This is a genomic window from Arcicella gelida (assembly GCF_034931025.1).
Taxonomy (GTDB): Bacteria; Bacteroidota; Bacteroidia; order Cytophagales; family Spirosomataceae; genus Arcicella; species Arcicella gelida.
On record NZ_JAYGIL010000018.1, the window covers coordinates 1 to 16,487 of the forward strand.

At 35.1% G+C, this 16,487-nt stretch carries 13 protein-coding genes; 5 read left to right on the forward strand and 8 right to left on the reverse strand.

Annotated elements, in window-relative coordinates; translation table 11 throughout:
- Positions 1-1,274: pseudouridine synthase (locus VB776_RS14450; RefSeq protein WP_323697421.1), on the forward strand; the 1,274-nt coding region annotated here is incomplete at its 5' end.
- 256 nt (positions 1,275-1,530) lie between these two features.
- Here the strand turns inward: VB776_RS14450 and VB776_RS14455 are convergent.
- Together VB776_RS14455 and VB776_RS14460 are read right to left on the reverse strand one after the other, a co-directional pair.
- Positions 1,531-2,457: a helix-turn-helix domain-containing protein gene (locus VB776_RS14455; protein WP_323258382.1), complete on the reverse strand. Its 927-nt coding sequence runs from the start codon at positions 2,455-2,457 to the stop codon at positions 1,531-1,533.
- 538 nt (positions 2,458-2,995) lie between these two features.
- Complete coding sequence (locus VB776_RS14460; RefSeq protein ID WP_323697422.1) at positions 2,996-3,772, reverse strand: enoyl-CoA hydratase/isomerase family protein; 777 nt, start codon at positions 3,770-3,772, stop codon at positions 2,996-2,998.
- Positions 3,773-3,953: 181 nt separating this feature from the next.
- On the opposite strand from VB776_RS14460, the gene VB776_RS14465 reads away from it, so the two are divergent.
- Together VB776_RS14465 and VB776_RS14470 are read left to right on the forward strand one after the other, a co-directional pair.
- On the forward strand, positions 3,954-5,102 hold the full coding sequence (locus tag VB776_RS14465; RefSeq protein WP_323697423.1) for an acyl-CoA dehydrogenase family protein: 1,149 nt from the start codon (positions 3,954-3,956) through the stop codon (positions 5,100-5,102).
- A 134-nt stretch (positions 5,103-5,236) separates the two neighbouring features.
- A complete protein-coding gene (locus VB776_RS14470) occupies positions 5,237-6,085 on the forward strand; it encodes a LytR/AlgR family response regulator transcription factor (protein WP_323697424.1) in 849 nt (282 codons plus the stop codon).
- Here the strand turns inward: VB776_RS14470 and VB776_RS14475 are convergent, their stop codons facing one another.
- The gene (locus tag VB776_RS14475; RefSeq protein ID WP_323697425.1) at positions 6,086-7,390 is read right to left on the reverse strand and encodes a D-alanyl-D-alanine carboxypeptidase/D-alanyl-D-alanine-endopeptidase; all 1,305 of its coding nucleotides are present in this window, start codon (positions 7,388-7,390) and stop codon (positions 6,086-6,088) included. It lies immediately after the preceding gene.
- A gap of 250 nt (positions 7,391-7,640) precedes the next feature.
- Between VB776_RS14475 and VB776_RS14480 the strand changes: the two genes are divergently transcribed.
- Complete coding sequence (locus VB776_RS14480; protein WP_323697426.1) at positions 7,641-8,702, forward strand: ferredoxin--NADP reductase; 1,062 nt, start codon at positions 7,641-7,643, stop codon at positions 8,700-8,702.
- 171 nt (positions 8,703-8,873) lie between these two features.
- Here the strand turns inward: VB776_RS14480 and VB776_RS14485 are convergent, their stop codons facing one another.
- From VB776_RS14485 to VB776_RS14495, 3 genes are read right to left on the reverse strand one after another with little or no spacing between them, the layout of a single operon-like run.
- Positions 8,874-10,211, reverse strand: a complete 1,338-nt coding sequence (locus tag VB776_RS14485) for a dihydroorotase (RefSeq protein WP_323697427.1) — start codon at positions 10,209-10,211, stop codon at positions 8,874-8,876.
- A 20-nt stretch (positions 10,212-10,231) separates the two neighbouring features.
- Positions 10,232-10,741 carry a CvpA family protein gene (locus VB776_RS14490; RefSeq protein WP_323697428.1) on the reverse strand — a complete coding sequence of 170 codons (510 nt, stop codon included), beginning with the start codon at positions 10,739-10,741 and terminating at the stop codon, positions 10,232-10,234.
- Positions 10,742-10,796: 55 nt separating this feature from the next.
- Entirely contained in the window at positions 10,797-11,249 is a 453-nt protein-coding gene (locus tag VB776_RS14495; RefSeq protein ID WP_323697429.1) for a GatB/YqeY domain-containing protein, read from the reverse strand.
- Between the two features lie 208 nt (positions 11,250-11,457).
- On the opposite strand from VB776_RS14495, the gene VB776_RS14500 reads away from it, so the two are divergent.
- Entirely contained in the window at positions 11,458-12,183 is a 726-nt protein-coding gene (locus VB776_RS14500; RefSeq protein ID WP_323697430.1) for a pyridoxine 5'-phosphate synthase, read from the forward strand.
- Between the two features lie 70 nt (positions 12,184-12,253).
- Here VB776_RS14500 and VB776_RS14505 read toward each other — a convergent pair whose 3' ends face one another.
- On the reverse strand, positions 12,254-13,987 hold the full coding sequence (locus VB776_RS14505; protein WP_323697431.1) for a hypothetical protein: 1,734 nt from the start codon (positions 13,985-13,987) through the stop codon (positions 12,254-12,256).
- 786 nt (positions 13,988-14,773) lie between these two features.
- Positions 14,774-16,459 (reverse strand): hypothetical protein, encoded by a 1,686-nt coding sequence (locus VB776_RS14510; RefSeq protein WP_323697432.1) that lies wholly within the window; start codon positions 16,457-16,459, stop codon positions 14,774-14,776.
- Between the last annotated feature and the right edge of the window lie 28 nt (positions 16,460-16,487).

Here is a 16,487-nt window from a genome sequence, read left to right on the forward strand (position 1 = left end):
AAGGCGAAAGAAGAGAATTCAACTCAGGCGAACGTCGTGATTTTAAACCACAAGGTGAAAGAAGAGAATTTAATTCAGGTGAACGTCGTGACTTCAAACCACAAGGCGAAAGAAGAGAATTCAACTCAGGCGAACGTCGTGATTTTAAACCACAAGGTGAAAGAAGAGAATTTAATTCAGGTGAACGTCGTGACTTCAAACCACAAGGCGAAAGAAGAGAATTTAACTCAGAACGTCGTGATTTTAAACCACAAGGTGATAAACCAGCTTTTGAACGCAAAGAGTTTGTAGATAAAAGAAAACCTGTTGGAAAAAGATTTGATAAAGGCGATTTTAACAAACCTCGTCCAGGCGCTGAAAGTTTTGAAAAAAAAAGTCGAAACGATAGACCAGAAAAGACATTTGGTTCAGCCAAAGCAAATTTTGGAGGAGATAATCTTTTCAAAGCTCACAGACCAGTAGAACAGTCTGATAAGTGGACTCCGAACTACAAACTTGATAAGTACAAAGATACTGCACCAAGAAAAGTTCAGAAATTGATTGAAAAATCAGAGCATAAATCTAATTCAGAGGTACGTCTGAATCGTTATATTGCTAATTCAGGCGTTTGTTCTCGTCGTGAAGCAGATGATTTAATCAAAGCGGGTGCTATTAAAGTAAATGGCGAAGTAGTTACTGAAATGGGTTATCAAGTAAAACCTGGCGACATCGTTAAGTACGGAACAAAGAAATTGAATCGTGAGAAAATGGTTTATGTTTTGGTGAACAAACCAAAAGATTTTATCACCACGACTGAAGATCCGAACGACCGCAAAACAGTAATGGATTTAGTGAAAAATGCTTGCGAAGAACGTATCTACCCAGTAGGTCGTTTGGATAGAAACACGACAGGTCTTTTATTATTGACAAACGATGGTGAATTAGCTGATAAATTGACTCACCCTTCTAACGAAATTGAAAAGTTATACCAAGTTGAATTGGATAAGCCTTTAACAGAAGAACATTTCGAGAAAATCAAAGCGGGTGTTACCTTAGAAGACGGTGAAATCAAGGCAGATGAATTAGGAATGGTTACTCCAGATGGAATGGTTGTAGGTATCAAAATTCACTCTGGTCGTAACAGAATTGTTAGACGTATTTTTGAATCATTAGGTTACGAAGTATTAAAACTAGATAGAACTACTTTTGCAGGTTTAAGCAAAAAAGATTTACCAAGAGGTACTTGGCGTTTCTTATCTGAAAGAGAAGTAGTGAAATTGAAGTTTTTTAAATAGATAGCTTTCAAGCTTCAGATGTCGGCTTTCAGCTTTATTCTCAAGTTACTCTGTTATCATTTACAAAATCATAAAAAAGCTCCGCAGGATTTATTTCTGCGGAGCTTTTTTATTTGTTTTTAGTCGAATAAACATTCATTTGACGATTGAAAAGACAAAAAATCAAAAAAGCCACTGAATTTCAGTGGCTTTTTTAATATCTAAACAATTTTTAATCGACTTCTTAAAAGAACAATCTTTTTGAAACGAAAGCGAATTACAAATTCATCAATGATTCTCTACGTCTCATTTTTCCTGCAGGAATACCAAACATCATTTTGAAACGACGACAGAAGTACGCCGTATCTTTATAGCCTACATCAGCACCGATGGCACGAATAGATTTCTTAGAAGTTCTCAACAAACCTACAGCCGCTTCCATTCTTTGGTATTCGATATAATCTTGTGGATTAATACCTGTCAACATTTTAAAATACTGACCAACATAATCTTCAGAAACGTTTGCTACGTTCGCTAATACTTTATTCGATAAATCTCCACCGATATTATCTTTGATATAAGCAAAGATGTCAATTAAGCGTGGGTCTTTGAAATAAGTACTGTTGGTTGCTAATTGTTCAACAAACAAACGGTTTTTGATGATGTAACGAATAATTTCGATAACAATCTCTTCCGTTTTAATTTTGATGACACGTCCTTTACCAAGAATATCAGTCATATCTTCTTTCAAAATCTCCGCTAGCATGTGGGCTAGTTTATCGTCTCTTTTGATTAAGAATGGTGGAATATCTAAAGAAGTAAAGAAGTTTACCGAATCAAAAACTTTCGCCTCAAAAGCAACCATACCAAATGAATTCTCCATTTGTCCGATTCTTGAAGGCTCAAGGTTATATTCAAAATAAGACTCTCTATGAGTCATAAATTCCTCATTTGATATAGCTTTTGGTTTGTCAGCATTACCATAGGTTATCGAAAGCATTTTTCCACCAGGGATAAAAAGCATGTCTCCAACCTCAGCATGAATTGCTTCCTCGCCAAAAGAAACCTCACCGTTGTACAAAATCAAGAGTGTATTTTCTACATCATAAAAGTTTTTGATACGGATAGGTTGTAATATTCTAATGTTACGTGACTTGATAAACTTCACGCCTAGCGATTCAATTATCTTATTATAATCTTCCATTTTGCATCGTAATTTGGGTAATTGGAATTATAGAGCATTTAATTTTGGACAAAACTAATAAATCCATGTAAAATTCCAAAATTAAATGTAAAAATTGTTATATAATTATTTAACGGTAAAATACTTCCGCCATTCAAATTTATTGTAATATCCTAAGAATTTAAAATTTGATAGATTTTTTTTTGAAAATTTAATATTTGGAATTTTAGGGGATTTTTGTCAAATCAATTATTTTTTTACAAAAAAAGCTCCTCAAAACTCTATTACGATAGAAAGAATCTGCTGTTATTGACGACTAGGAAGTCATACTCTTTCTTTTAATATTACAACTTTTCTGTTAAGATGCAAGGGCGATTTAAGTAATTATTTTTACAAAACATAAAAGATTCTCTTGAGTAATATTTATCATCTTCAAAAATAAGTCCTAAGTATAAAATAGATATAAGCAATGTCTATAAATACGGTTCGGTTATATATTACTTCATAAAATCAAAAATGCACAATTCAAACTGAAAATGTTGCAATTTGAAACAAGCCTCTACCCATTCTTGGCTTTAAAGGCCTGTAGAGTTTCTTTAGTAAAATTACTTAGCACAAGCTTTCCACTGATTTCAGCTCTCTCAAGCAAGAGCGTATCCCAATGGTCTGTGTTTTTCCAGAGGATTCTTTTGAGTTCCTTCAAGGCTTCTGGATTATATTTTGATAAACTTCTTGCCAAACTGAGAACAGCTTCGTCCATTTCATTAGCTGTTTCAAATATTTCCATATACAAACCTTTTTCTTTTGCCCAATCAGCAGAAAAAAATTCTGTCGCTTTTAAAGCAAGTATCGAAAATGAGGAAAGTCCAATTTTTCGTTCAACAGCAGGTTCAATCACAGCAGGGATGATTCCGATACTTAGTTCACTTAATTTAATAGCCGCAAATTGGGTCGCAAAACAATAATCTGTAGCAGCAGCCAAGCCAACTCCGCCTCCAATGGCTTTTCCTTGAACTCTTCCCAATATTATTTTCGAAGATTTTCGACAAGAATTGATCACTTTGGCAAAGCCCGAAAAAAATATTTTACCAGAATTTATATCATCAATTGCCATCAATTCTGTAAAATCTGCTCCCGAACAAAAAGTTCTATCACCTTCACTTTGCAGAATAATGATTTGTACTTCTTCCTGTTCTCCTAATTTTTCTATGGTCATTGCCAATTCTTCCAAAAGTACAATAGACATGGCATTTACTGGCGGATTTCCAAAGACTAGTTTTACAATACCTCCGTCTAGCCTTTCCAACCTGATGATATATCTTTCAGTATCTTGCATAATAAAATTATTTTTAGATATTACAGTATTATTTTAATTTCAATAGCATTAAATTACAAATAAATAAAAGAATAATTTTATAAATAGCTTTCATTTAATACTTTGAAAACAATCAAAAGAATTAGAAAAAGCTATTGATAAAAGTAAATTAAACAATCTCAACAAACAATTCAACTTTAAAATGTACAAATCAGAACAATTAACCTTAGTCCGACAAAGTGCAAAAGAGTTTGCCGAACGTAAAATTCGTCCTCATATCATGGAATGGGACGAAGCCCAAATTTTCCCGATTGATTTAATGAAACAATTGGGCGAACAAGGCTTTCTGGGCGTACTCGTACCAGAGGAATATGGCGGAGCAGGCTTGGGCTATCATGAATACGTAGCAGTTATCGACGAAATCGCACAAGTTTGTGGTTCAATCGGTCTATCGGTGGCGGCACATAATTCATTGTGTACCAATCATATTTTACAATTTGGTTCAGAAAACCAAAAGCAACAATATTTGCCTCAATTGGCTTCTGGTAATTTTATTGGAGCATGGGCTTTGACCGAAGCTAATACAGGTTCAGATTCTGCCAGAATGCAGTGCATTGCTCGCAGAGAAGGCGATAATTATATCATCAATGGTTCAAAATGCTGGATTACTCATGGAAAATCAAGCGATGTTTTGGTGATAATGACCAGAACTGGCGAATTAGGAACAAGAGATAATGCCACAGCTTTTATTGTAGAACGTTCAAATACTGGTTTGAAATTTGGCAAAAAAGAAAATAAATTAGGAATGCGTGCTTCTGAAACGGCAGAAGTAATTTTAGAAGATTGTGTCGTGCCACTTTCAGCTCGTTTAGGAAATGAAGGCGAAGGCTTTAAACAAGCCATGAAAATTTTGGATGGTGGAAGGATTTCTATCGCTGCACTTTCTCTAGGCATTGCCAAAGGTGCAATGAAAGCCGCTGCTCGTTATGCACAAGAACGTCAACAATTTGGACAGGCTATCGCTAATTTTCAAGGAATCAGTTTTAAATTAGCTGAAATGGCGACCAAAATTCATGGAGCTGAATTGATGACACTTCACGCTGCCGACCTAAAAATGGAAGGAACGCATCTTACAAAAGAAGCCGCAATGGCAAAATATTATGCGTCAGAAGTGGCGGTAGAAGTAGCAACAGATGCCGTTCAGATTTTTGGAGGATATGGCTATACCAAAGATTTTCCCGTTGAAAAGTTTTATCGAGATGCAAAACTTTGTACCATCGGCGAGGGCACTTCTGAAATTCAGAAAATTGTAATTGCTCGAGAAGTATTAAAAGACTATCCAATCGCTTAAATGAGTCCCCAGCATAAAATTATGTTGGGGATTTTTTTGATTAATCTTTCTACCATTTTCTTATTTTGGTAGTCTTCTTATTAATTTCGTGTAATCCAATTAATTGATTCTAAATAAAATTGGCTTTATCGCAAATGCTAAAAATACTTCAACAACCTTATCCACATAACGATTCTACTCGTAGAAAACTCTTTCTTTCATTCGCTGCGGGAATTTTTATCGCCACTTTCTTAATGTTTTTTCAGCCTTTTGGTATTGCTAATTGGCATGATGATGCTAAGATTGTCATTCTAACAGGTTTTGGCATTATTACTTCTGCCACGATGCTTTTTATTTATTTTGGTGTTCAAAGCCTTTTCCCAAATTACTTTAAAGAAGAACGGTGGACAGTTGGCAGAGAAATAGGAATGGTTGCATTGAATGTGCTTTCAATCATGACAATTAATGTACTTTATACTCAGTATTATATTACGAAGGGTTTTAATATGCTGAATCTAGTTTCTATGGTAATTTATACGCTTGTGTTAGGCGTATTTCCAGCCACAGGCATTATTTTGATTAACTATATTTTTTACCTAAAACAATACAGTAAGCCTCCTCAGCCAAGCCATCTTCCAGAAAAAAGTATTGAAGAAGCATCAGCAATAAACGAAATAATATTAATTGCAGAGAATGGAAAAGATAGCATTACTTTATCGCCTGATTCTTTTTTTTACATAGAATCAAGTGATAACTATTCTACCGTTGTGTTTCTAAAAGAAGATATTTTTCAAAAAGAATTAATTAGAAGTAGTTTAACAAGGCTTGAAAGTCAGATTGTACCAACACAAATTGTTCGTTGTCACCGCTCGTTTATCGTCAATCTTGACAAAGTGGATAAAGTAACTGGCAATGCACAAGGCTATAAATTACATTTGAATGAAAGTGATTTTGTAATTCCTGTGGCTCGACGATATTCTGAAATTGTGTATGAATTGAAGTGATTAGTTTTTCTCGTGTACTTCTGTCAGAATTTTCGTTACTTCTTTTCTGATTTCTGACATCGGTTTCAAGAAACTATTGTTCATAATGCTGAAAATTAGTACTTTCCCTTTTTTAGTAACTAAGTAACCACTCAGGTTATAATTATTACTAAAAGAACCCGATTTGGCAAAAATAAAAGGTTCTTCGTTAGTAGGTAAACTTTTTAAAGTACCAGATTTTCCAGCCGCAGGAAGTAGTTTAAAAAGTCTTTCTTGTGGAACTGTTTGGTAAATATTTTGCAAAAGCTTCACGATACTTCTTGGTGTAAATAAATTATAGCGTGAAAGTCCAGAACCATCCACCCATCTCGAAGCATCAGGTAAATCACTCATAAATTGTTTTTTTGATGCTTCAATTCCTTTGCTGACATTCAATTCGCCCGTTAAAATATCGGCATTTAATAACATCAGATGTTCGGCAATCATGTTATCGCTAATGTGCAACATTCTTTTGTATAAACTATCGGCTGGTAAGCTATAAAATACTTTGGCAGATTTATCTAAAGCTTTATTAATCATGGTTACTTCTTTTTTCAAAGTATCGCTTAATAAAGCAACGGTAATTTCTACGCCAGTTTTGAAGGGAACATCTTGTATAAAATTTGCCTTCATTTTTTGAGTATTGGGATGACTAAATAAATTCGCTCCTAAATCTCGCTTAATGGAAAAAGTATTCTCATTTGACCATTCATAAACTTTATTCTCGAAAAGTTTAGGAGTAACACTCAAGTCTTTTGAAGAATTCGCTTTGAATCGAACCACATTTCCATGAATTGGAAAGCCTGAAATTTCTGCCGCATAATAATCATTGTAATCGTCCCAAGCCCAACCTTGTCCGAAGAAAGTTCCTGTGAAATTATCATTCGAAAAATAGATTTTTTCAGAACGATTTTTCAAGAAATCATATACTTTGCTTGTTGCTAAATCTGGATTAAGAAAAGAAGGGTCGCCAGTACCCCACAAAATCAATGAATCACCTGATGCTTTATAATGAAAAGCAGGAATGGAATCTCCTAAAGTTTTCAAGCTGGCATAAAAAGTAAATAATTTTGTATTGGATGCAGGCATGAAATAGCGATTTGCCTCTTGTTCAAAAACTATTTTTTGTTCTGCAATATCGTAAAAAACAATTCCTGTTTGGTTCTGAGCAAAGGCTGTTGATTGCTGAATTAATTTAGCCGTAGATTTCATTGATACTTTATTGGTATTGCAGGACGAAAAGCCAAGTACCATCAAAAACAAGAAAGGAGTAACAATACGCATCATAAGTATTCAATAATTTTAGATGAAATAAGAATTCAATTCAGTAAATCGTCGAAAAGTACGGATTTTTTTTACATCAAAATCATAAAATAAGATTTATTGTTTTGTGTGAATATCGGCTCGAAACGTGTCCAAAAGTATTTTCTTCATTACCTTTGTGTCGCTATAACCAAGTCTTCGGAAAACCCAAAGGCTGATTTTTCGTTATCTAATTAGATTAATATCATTCCATAAAATATTTCGTAATCATAAAATGTCTGTAAAATATTTTCATCTCACAGTAAAAGAAATCATCGACGAAACGCCCGATACTAAAACCTTTACTTTTTGGCATCCAGTACATCAATCTGTAAGTTATAAAGCTGGTCAATTTCTAACGTTAATTCCAGTAATCAACGGACAAAAAGTGCGTAGAAGTTACTCAATGTCAAGTTCTCCCAACAAAGACGCTTCCATTGCTGTCACTGTAAAAAGAGTACCAAATGGATTAGTATCTAATTATTTATGTGATTCTGTAAAAGTAGGTGATGCCATCGAAGTAATGGAACCGATGGGACATTTTGTGCTTGAACCCAACCCAATGAAAGAACGTACCATCGTATTATTTGGTGGAGGTTCAGGAGTTACGCCTTTGATGTCAATCTTAAAATCTGTTTTACCTGTTGAACAAGGCTCGAAAGTATATTTGGTTTATGGTTCAAGAAGTGAAGAAGATATTATTTTCAAAAAACAGTTAACTGAATTAGAATTAAAATACGAAGGTCGTTTCAAAGTATTACACGTGTTGACGAAACCTTCTTATACTTGGACGGGCTACAAAACTCGTATCAATCAAGCTTCAGCGGTAATTTTCTTGAAACAAGATTTTGCGATTGATATTGCTAAAGCAGAGTATTATTTATGTGGTCCAGAAGGAATGATGGAACAAGTAGAAAGTGCTTTGAAAATGTTTAACGTTCCGACGGATAATATTCATAAAGAACATTTCGGCGGAAATACTGCTCATGAAATTCATGTAGAAGACGAAGATGATTCAATCAAGCCACAAACCGTAACGATTCAATACGAAGGCAATGAGTACGAAGTATTGGTAAAACCGCATGAAACCATTTTGGAAGCGGCTTTGCGTGAAGATATTGATTTACCTTATTCTTGTCAGGCTGGAATGTGTACTGCTTGTTTAGGAAAATGTGTTTCAGGAAAAGTACACATGGATGAGGAAGACGGACTTACTGATAAAGAATTACAACAAGGTTATATTCTTACTTGTGTGGCACATCCTAAAACGGCTGGCGTTGTGATTGAGGTAGAGTAAATTATTGAGATAAAATAATTTGAAATGGTGATTTTGGAGATTTCCAATATCACCATTTTCTGTTTTTACCCGCTTATTCCCTATCGCCATTGTCCGTGTGTCTCACGAACAACTTTTAAAAACTGTAAACTCAAAGCTCATCGCTCATCGCTTACAGCCCAATGCAAAATCTTATCTTTCAAACAACATTCTTTTGCCAGTCGCACTTTCGTCGAAAGTGCCTTCTTGGAAAGCTAAATGTCCTGAAACAATAGTATGCGTAATTTTTGAATGCAAAGTTTGTCCTTCTAATGGCGACCATCCGCATTGATAATACACATTTTCTTTGGTAACGGTTGTACTATCGTTCAAGTCCACCAAGACTAAATCTGCCCAATAACCTTCACGGATATAACCTCTTTTTGAAATTTGGAAACAATCCGCCACGGCGTGCGACATCTTTTCGGCGATTTTCTCTAAAGTAATTTTCCCTTCTTTATAAAACTCCAACATCAAGTTTAGTGGATGCTGTACCAAAGGCAAACCAGATGGCGAAGACCAATAAGGATTTTGCTTTTCTGCCCAAGTATGCGGAGCGTGGTCGGTAGCAATTACGTCGATTTTATCATCTAATAATGCTTGTAACAATTGCTGTTTATGTCCGTCGGCTTTCACCGCAGGATTACATTTGATTTGATTGCCCAAAGTTTCATAATCACGAGCATCAAACCAAAGGTGATGCACACATACTTCGGAAGTAATTTTCTTTTCTTTTAATGGAATTTCATTCGTGAATAATGCCGTTTCTTTACCCGTTGTGATGTGTAAAATATGCAAACGAGTATTGTGGCGTTTGGCTAATTCAACCGCCATTGACGACGATTTATAACAAGCCTCCACATTTCTAATTTCTGGATGTACTCTTGGATGAGGATTATCGCCAAAACGTTCTTTATAGATTTCAGTATTGGCACGAACCGTAGCTTCATCTTCGCAGTGGGTTGCAATCAGCATCGGACTTTTCGAGAAAATATTTTCTAAAGTTTTCTCATTGTCCACCAACATATTTCCTGTTGAAGAACCCATAAAAACCTTGATGCCACAAACATTTTGGATGTTTGTTTTTAGTACTTCTTCGATATTATCGTTAGAAGCACCCATGTAAAAAGAGTAATTTGCTAAAGAAGTACGAGCTGCAATTTCGTATTTATCAGCCAATAATTCTTGATTCAAAGCATTTGGAACAGTATTGGGCATTTCCATAAAAGAAGTAACACCACCAGCCACACCAGCACGGGCTTCTGAATGGATACAAGCTTTATGAGTAAGTCCTGGTTCACGAAAATGCACTTGGTCGTCGATTACGCCAGGGAAAAGGTGTTTTCCTTTAGCATCAATTACTTTATCTGCGGTTAAACCAGATAAATTTGTATCAATTTTTTCAATCAAACCATCTTTTACAAAAATGTCAGTAGTTTGAATTTTGCCTTCGTTAACAACTTGGGCATTTAGGATGAGTATTGTTTTCATGCTTAAATCAGACTCAGAATTTACTTTCTTAACTTATCAATTTGTTTGGGAACAATGTCAATCGCTTTTTCAACTACTTTCGGAGCGAGCGGTTGAACAAGTGGATAAAGATATACTTTTTCAGAATCACTTTCAGGAATTTTGATACCGATTGCCGTAATTAACCAAATGAAAATACTGATGCCAAAAGCCCAAGTAAAAGCCCCAACCACAGCACCTGCAAATGAATCAAAATTGCCTAAAACGGTATAACGGATAGATTTCCGTAGAACCCATCCTAATTTATTAATAAGATAAACAATTGGGAAAAATACAGCACCAAAGCCAATATAAGGCATGATTTTATTGGTTACGCTATTACTCATATACGGTGAAGCCAAATCGCTGGCAAAACCAAGCGTTCGGAAACCAATGATGACAGATAAAACGAAAGCAACGATGGAAATGATTTCAATGATGATGCCTCGTTGATAACCAATATAAGCTCCCCAAAGGGTAGGAAGAAGGATAAAAATATCAATGGGTTGCATAGAAAAGAGATATGTTACCTCACCCCCGACTGTGTGTTGGGGGTGAGGTAAAAAACTAACTCAAAATGGCTTTCACCATCGCAGAAATCACTTTTCCATCTGCCAATCCTGCTAATTCTTTCGTAGCAACGCCCATGATTTTGCCCATGTCTGATGGAGCAGAAGCACCCACACGTACTTTAATTTCTTCTAATTTAGCACGAAGTTCCTCTTCTGTTAATTGTTTTGGCAAGAACTCTTCGACGATTGTCAGTTCGATTTGTTCTTTCTCAGCTAAATCCGCACGACCTTGTGTTGTGAATATTTCTAAAGAATCTCTTCTTTGTTTAGCAGCTTTGGTTAATAATTTTAATTCTACATCTGCTGATAAATCTCCACTGGCATTGTTTCCAGAAGTTTCTTCTAACAAAATGAGTGATTTTATAGCACGTAAAGTACGAAGACGGTCTTGGTCTTTTGCACGCATGGCATCTTTAATGCCGCTTTCAATATTGGTTTTTAATGACATGATTTTATTTGAGATTTTGAAAATATGTAATTTTGAAAAAGAAAGATTTTCAAAATACTTATCTTTGAAGCTTCTAAAGAACAAACATCTTAATAGAAATGTTCTTTTTACAAAGGTAAAAAACAGTTATCAGTTATTAGGCTAAGGCAATCAGTATTTTATTAATCAAGAAAGCAAAGCCTTAGAATGATAGCATTCATCCCCACTTATGACTAAATTAAGCGTAAATATTAATAAAATTGCTACTTTAAGAAACTCAAGAGGAGGCGACAATCCGAATGTGGTAAAAGTAGCCTTAGACTGCGAGCGTTTCGGGGCAGAAGGAATTACAGTACACCCACGCCCAGACGAACGCCATATTCGTTACTGTGATGTATTTGATTTGAAAGAAGTTGTAACAACAGAGTTTAACATTGAGGGAAATCCATCAGAGAAAAAGTTTGTGGAATTGGTTTTAGCCAATAAACCAACGCAAGTAACCTTAGTTCCTGATGCTTTGGGTGCAGTTACTTCTAATGCAGGTTGGGATACCATCAAGCATAAAAGTCTTTTAATAGATTTAGTAGCTCAGTTCAAAGAAGCTGGAATCAGAACCTCCATCTTTGTAGATGCCGATGTAAGAATGGTAGAAGGAGCAAAAGAAACAGGTACAGACCGTATCGAACTTTATACAGAACCTTATGCCGAAAACTATTTCAAAAATAAGGAATTAGCCATTCGTGATTTTGTCACTGCCGCTACCAGAGCCAATGAATTAGGTTTAGGCTTAAATGCAGGACATGATTTGAGTTTGGATAATTTACGATACTTTCAACAAAAAATTCCTAATTTGTTAGAAGTATCTATCGGACACGCATTAATTTGCGATGCCCTTTATTTGGGTTTGGAAAATACAGTGCAGTTGTATTTGAGGGAAACGAAAGCGGAGGATTAAAAGCCTACGTTGTAATAAAAAATCCCCAGTTATTCACATGGTTGAATAGCTGGGGATTTTTATTGAAAACCTACTTACAATTAGGAGTAAAAGTACCAGTAATATTTAAGGTATTGGTTCCAGCATTATAAACCGAATTTCCAACAATTCCAGTACCCGGAGGGAGAGCGAAATTATTTTTATTAAGAGTAAACAATCCCGAAGAATACCAAGTATTATTGTTCCAAGAGTAAACCATGTACTGATGTCCATTCACTAATTCAATAGTAAGAACACCATTATTACTAGTAATTCTTGAACCATAACTGAAATTGATGACACCATTTACTAAGTACAGGTAAGTCCAAGGATTTTTACCAGCCATCGCATTTGTATTATCGTAAAGATAGAACCAGCCAGAAGGCAAAATTTTAACATTCTTATTACTACACTTTCCGCTAATATTTATGTTTACCTTGACAATATCTGGAGTTGCTGGTGCACCAAATGTAATATCTATCGCTCCCTGTGTACATGGGTTGAATAGATTGGTTTGTGCCAATATTGGTAATCTTGGATTTAGATATAAGTTAAAAGATGATATAACAATTTTTGCTTGAGGTATTTGTGCCACATACGGAAAGGTTACTCTCATTCCGTCTGTTAAATATGCACCATGCAATGCCGCCAAGTATTGGTTATTTGGTGTTACCAATGTTACATCAAAATACCCGCTTTTCCCCGGACCGATACGTAATGTTACCGTTAAAGGTCTATTGCAAGTTCTTATACCATACCAGTACCAGTCAAGATTAAAACAAGATAAGTGTTTAGTTTCAAAATTAGCGACAAGTTTACCATTCGAATTGGTTGTAACGGTTACATCTCCCTCACTTTTCCATTGACCAGTTTGTTCATTCAAACTCCATAGCGGCACAACATCGCCAACTTTAATGTTTTCGCCAGTGTCAAAATTAGTTGTATTGGTATTGATTTCCATAGAAACCTTCACAGGAGCAGAAAACTGTTTTACATCGGTATTGCCAGCCTTCATATTAATAGACACTAACCCTGCCGAAACAAAATTAATCCCTTCACCATTATTGATGGATTGACCGTTTTGATCTACCACATTTGTTGGATTAAAGCCACCCGGAAATGCACTGTAAGAAGTAGGAGAAGTAGGGCTATAATGAACAATATTCGATGTCAGTTGATTGGCATTAATCGCTACTCCATTCGCATCCAACACTTTTGTCCCCGCAGGAATTGTAACGGTTGTTGTTTCAGACATTGTTGCACTTGTACCCGTCTTAAAATTATCACCATTTGAAACCCCATTTGTTAAAGTAGCTTGGCTAACAGATACCGATGTTCCGTCTGCTGGGTTGGCGTACTCTATCGCCGTAATGTCAATTACTTTTACAGAATCTGAAGTAATCGTAACCGTTTGTGTAACGGGAGCAAAACCAGGTATTTCAGCATAAACATTGAATCTTACAGGATTGCTTGTAGATGGATTAGCCGTGTTAACAATGTACAAAGGTAAAAGACCATGTGATGCCTGAAAATTAGTGCTACCACCGTCCATTTCCACCAAATTGGCATTTTTGCCACTTATTGTAACATTAAAGTCTCCCGGTTGGTTGGTCGATGAACTATTGGCATTAGCAAAATGAATCAGGATAGGAGATTTCGTTACATCATTGTTTACAGTTAGTTCAACTTCATCTAAAGGATTTATTTTGCTACATGAAAAGATTAAATAGAATCCAATGGATACCAAAAGCATTGGACGAAAGATTGATAAAAAATGTGTTTTCATTTGATTAAGAAGAGTTTTGAGATTGTTTTTGGTCACAGAAATAGATACTTCAAAAAAAGAGAGAAGGTTAAATAGCCCAACAATTAATATTTCCAGACTTACCGATTACCTACAGATTTGAATTTCTTCTTTGAATACGAATTCAGATTGAAGAAAAGTAGGTTGCATATCAACACAGAAAGAAATGATGACTTTCACTATGAATCATAGATAAAGACATTTTTTACGAGCATCAAAATTCGATGCTTAGCCTAACGAATTACTTGCAACACTATACGGTTCATTATGAACAAATAGTATCCCAAAATTTAAACAACAGAAACAGTTGAACGAAAAGTATTATACCTAAAATAATTATTGGAGAAGGGATTAACTTAAGTTTAAGTAATTAAAATAGCCTTAATACATTGATACTTTGAGTGTAATACCCAAGAGTCAAGACAAACACTGACATTAATTAGTCAGCTCTAAACTTTCAAAAAATAAAAACTTTAGTTGTAATGATGAAGTATTAAACGTGCTTTGGCTAAAAGAAGAAATTAAAGTAATCTTTTAGCTTCATGGGAGGATTAGGATAAATATGCTGACAAACATATAAATAAATTGCAATATTTTATAATAATATTTTAATTTATATTTTGTCTATACAAAAGAAGTGTCATTAAACTCAGGTTTTTTAATAATAGGTATTTATTAGAAAGTGACGAAAGTGGAGTATTGATTTAAAATAAAAAAGCGTTTCAAAATTTTATAAATTCTAAAACGCTTTTTACTAAAACCTATTTTCTATTTACAACTATTAAGCGGATAAACAAGTGTTGCATCTACTTCTCCTGAGGCTGGATTAACTGGAAAAGAACCTGTTAAGCCCACCGACGATACAATGGTTGCTGTGCCATTGCTGATAGTAACTTCGCCAGAATAGTTAGTTCCGTCATAAGTAGTTGTTAGCGTGTATTTTACATTTTTCTTCATGGCAAGTATTGCCTTGCCTTCTACTACATTTATTAACTGTTCTACTCCTGTCGCATCGACAAACTTCACCCAAACCGTTGGTTTGATGTTTACGTTTTTGTTCGTACAAGCCGCTGTAAAATTTAAGTTAACTTTAACAGCATCAGATTCTGTTTCAGCGGCTTCGTCAGTAGCATTTGGAGGAACTACTACTTTAGGTTCCTTGACCGTCATACTAATACTTTTATTGCTACAAGCATTAAAAGTACTACTCCCAACAATACCACCCTCTGAATTATATACAACAATTCTTGTCGAATATCCTTTTGGTACTCTTTTAGCTTTAAACTTTACTGTTGTACGATTAGATATTTTAAACGAAGGGTACGTTTTAGTGTATCTAGTTTTGCTATTTTTTATATACGATACTTTAGCATAATACTTTGATGTTGAATATCTGATGTTAGATTTAATGGTAACAGTATAAGTTTTACTTCCACAAGTTTTACCTTTATACTTCCAAGCAATAGTCCAAGTAGATAAGTGAGGTACTTTAAAGTTTGCCATTAAATTTCCATTTGCATCTTTAGTAATCGTTGCATCACCTTCTTCTGTCCATTCGTCTTTGTCTCTATCGTAGCTAAATACAGGAATTTGCTCTCCTACTTGTACAGGTTCTTCCGTCTCAGGATTTACCAAATCAGGATGTAAAGAAAGTGACATATCTAAAGGCTTTGAAAAGCTTTTTACATTTTTTCCGCCTGCTGTCATTTCGATATCAACAAAACCTGCTGTAATAAATGAAGCTTCGTCTGTAGTCCCATCTTTAAATTTAACAGTGTTTGCTTCGCCTTCATTCGGAAAACTATTGAAAGCATCTTCAGTACCAGTTCCGTATTGAATAATATTACTGTTTACACTTGTAGCATTGATTACGGCTCCAGTTTCGTCTTTTACTTGTGTGCCAGCGGGAATGGTAATTTTAGCAATTTCAGGTTTGTCAGTACTTGCAGGAATCACAATAGTTTCTCCTGTAGCCAATGATGTTGTTTTGGCAACAGATTTTACGCCATCGGGCAGAGCCGTGAGGTTGGTAAGTGCTACTCTATAAGTAGAACTTGAAAAATCTACAATGGAAATAGTGTAGTTAGTCGGGGCATAATTTGGCCCTTTTACTGATACCGTAAATTCAACTGGGGAATTTTCTGATGGGTTTACTTTTTCTGCTAAAACCAAAGAAAGTAAATTCCCTGCAACCTTGAAATCTTTTCCTCCTTGGTCGTTCAAAATAAGGTCTTTGTTGGGTCCTGAAATAGAAACCGTTAAATCCTTCGGCAAGGTTGTACTATTACTGTTGGCATCAACAAACTCGATAAGGATTGGAGCTTTGTAGATATTACTATTAACTGTTAAATCTACGTCTTCAAATGGGTTGATTTTCTGACAGGCAAAAACAAGGGAGATTCCTAAAGAAAAAAGTATTACCGTACGAAATATAGAAGTAAAATTTGTTTTCATTTTTTTTTTAATTAAGTTTAAATGGTTT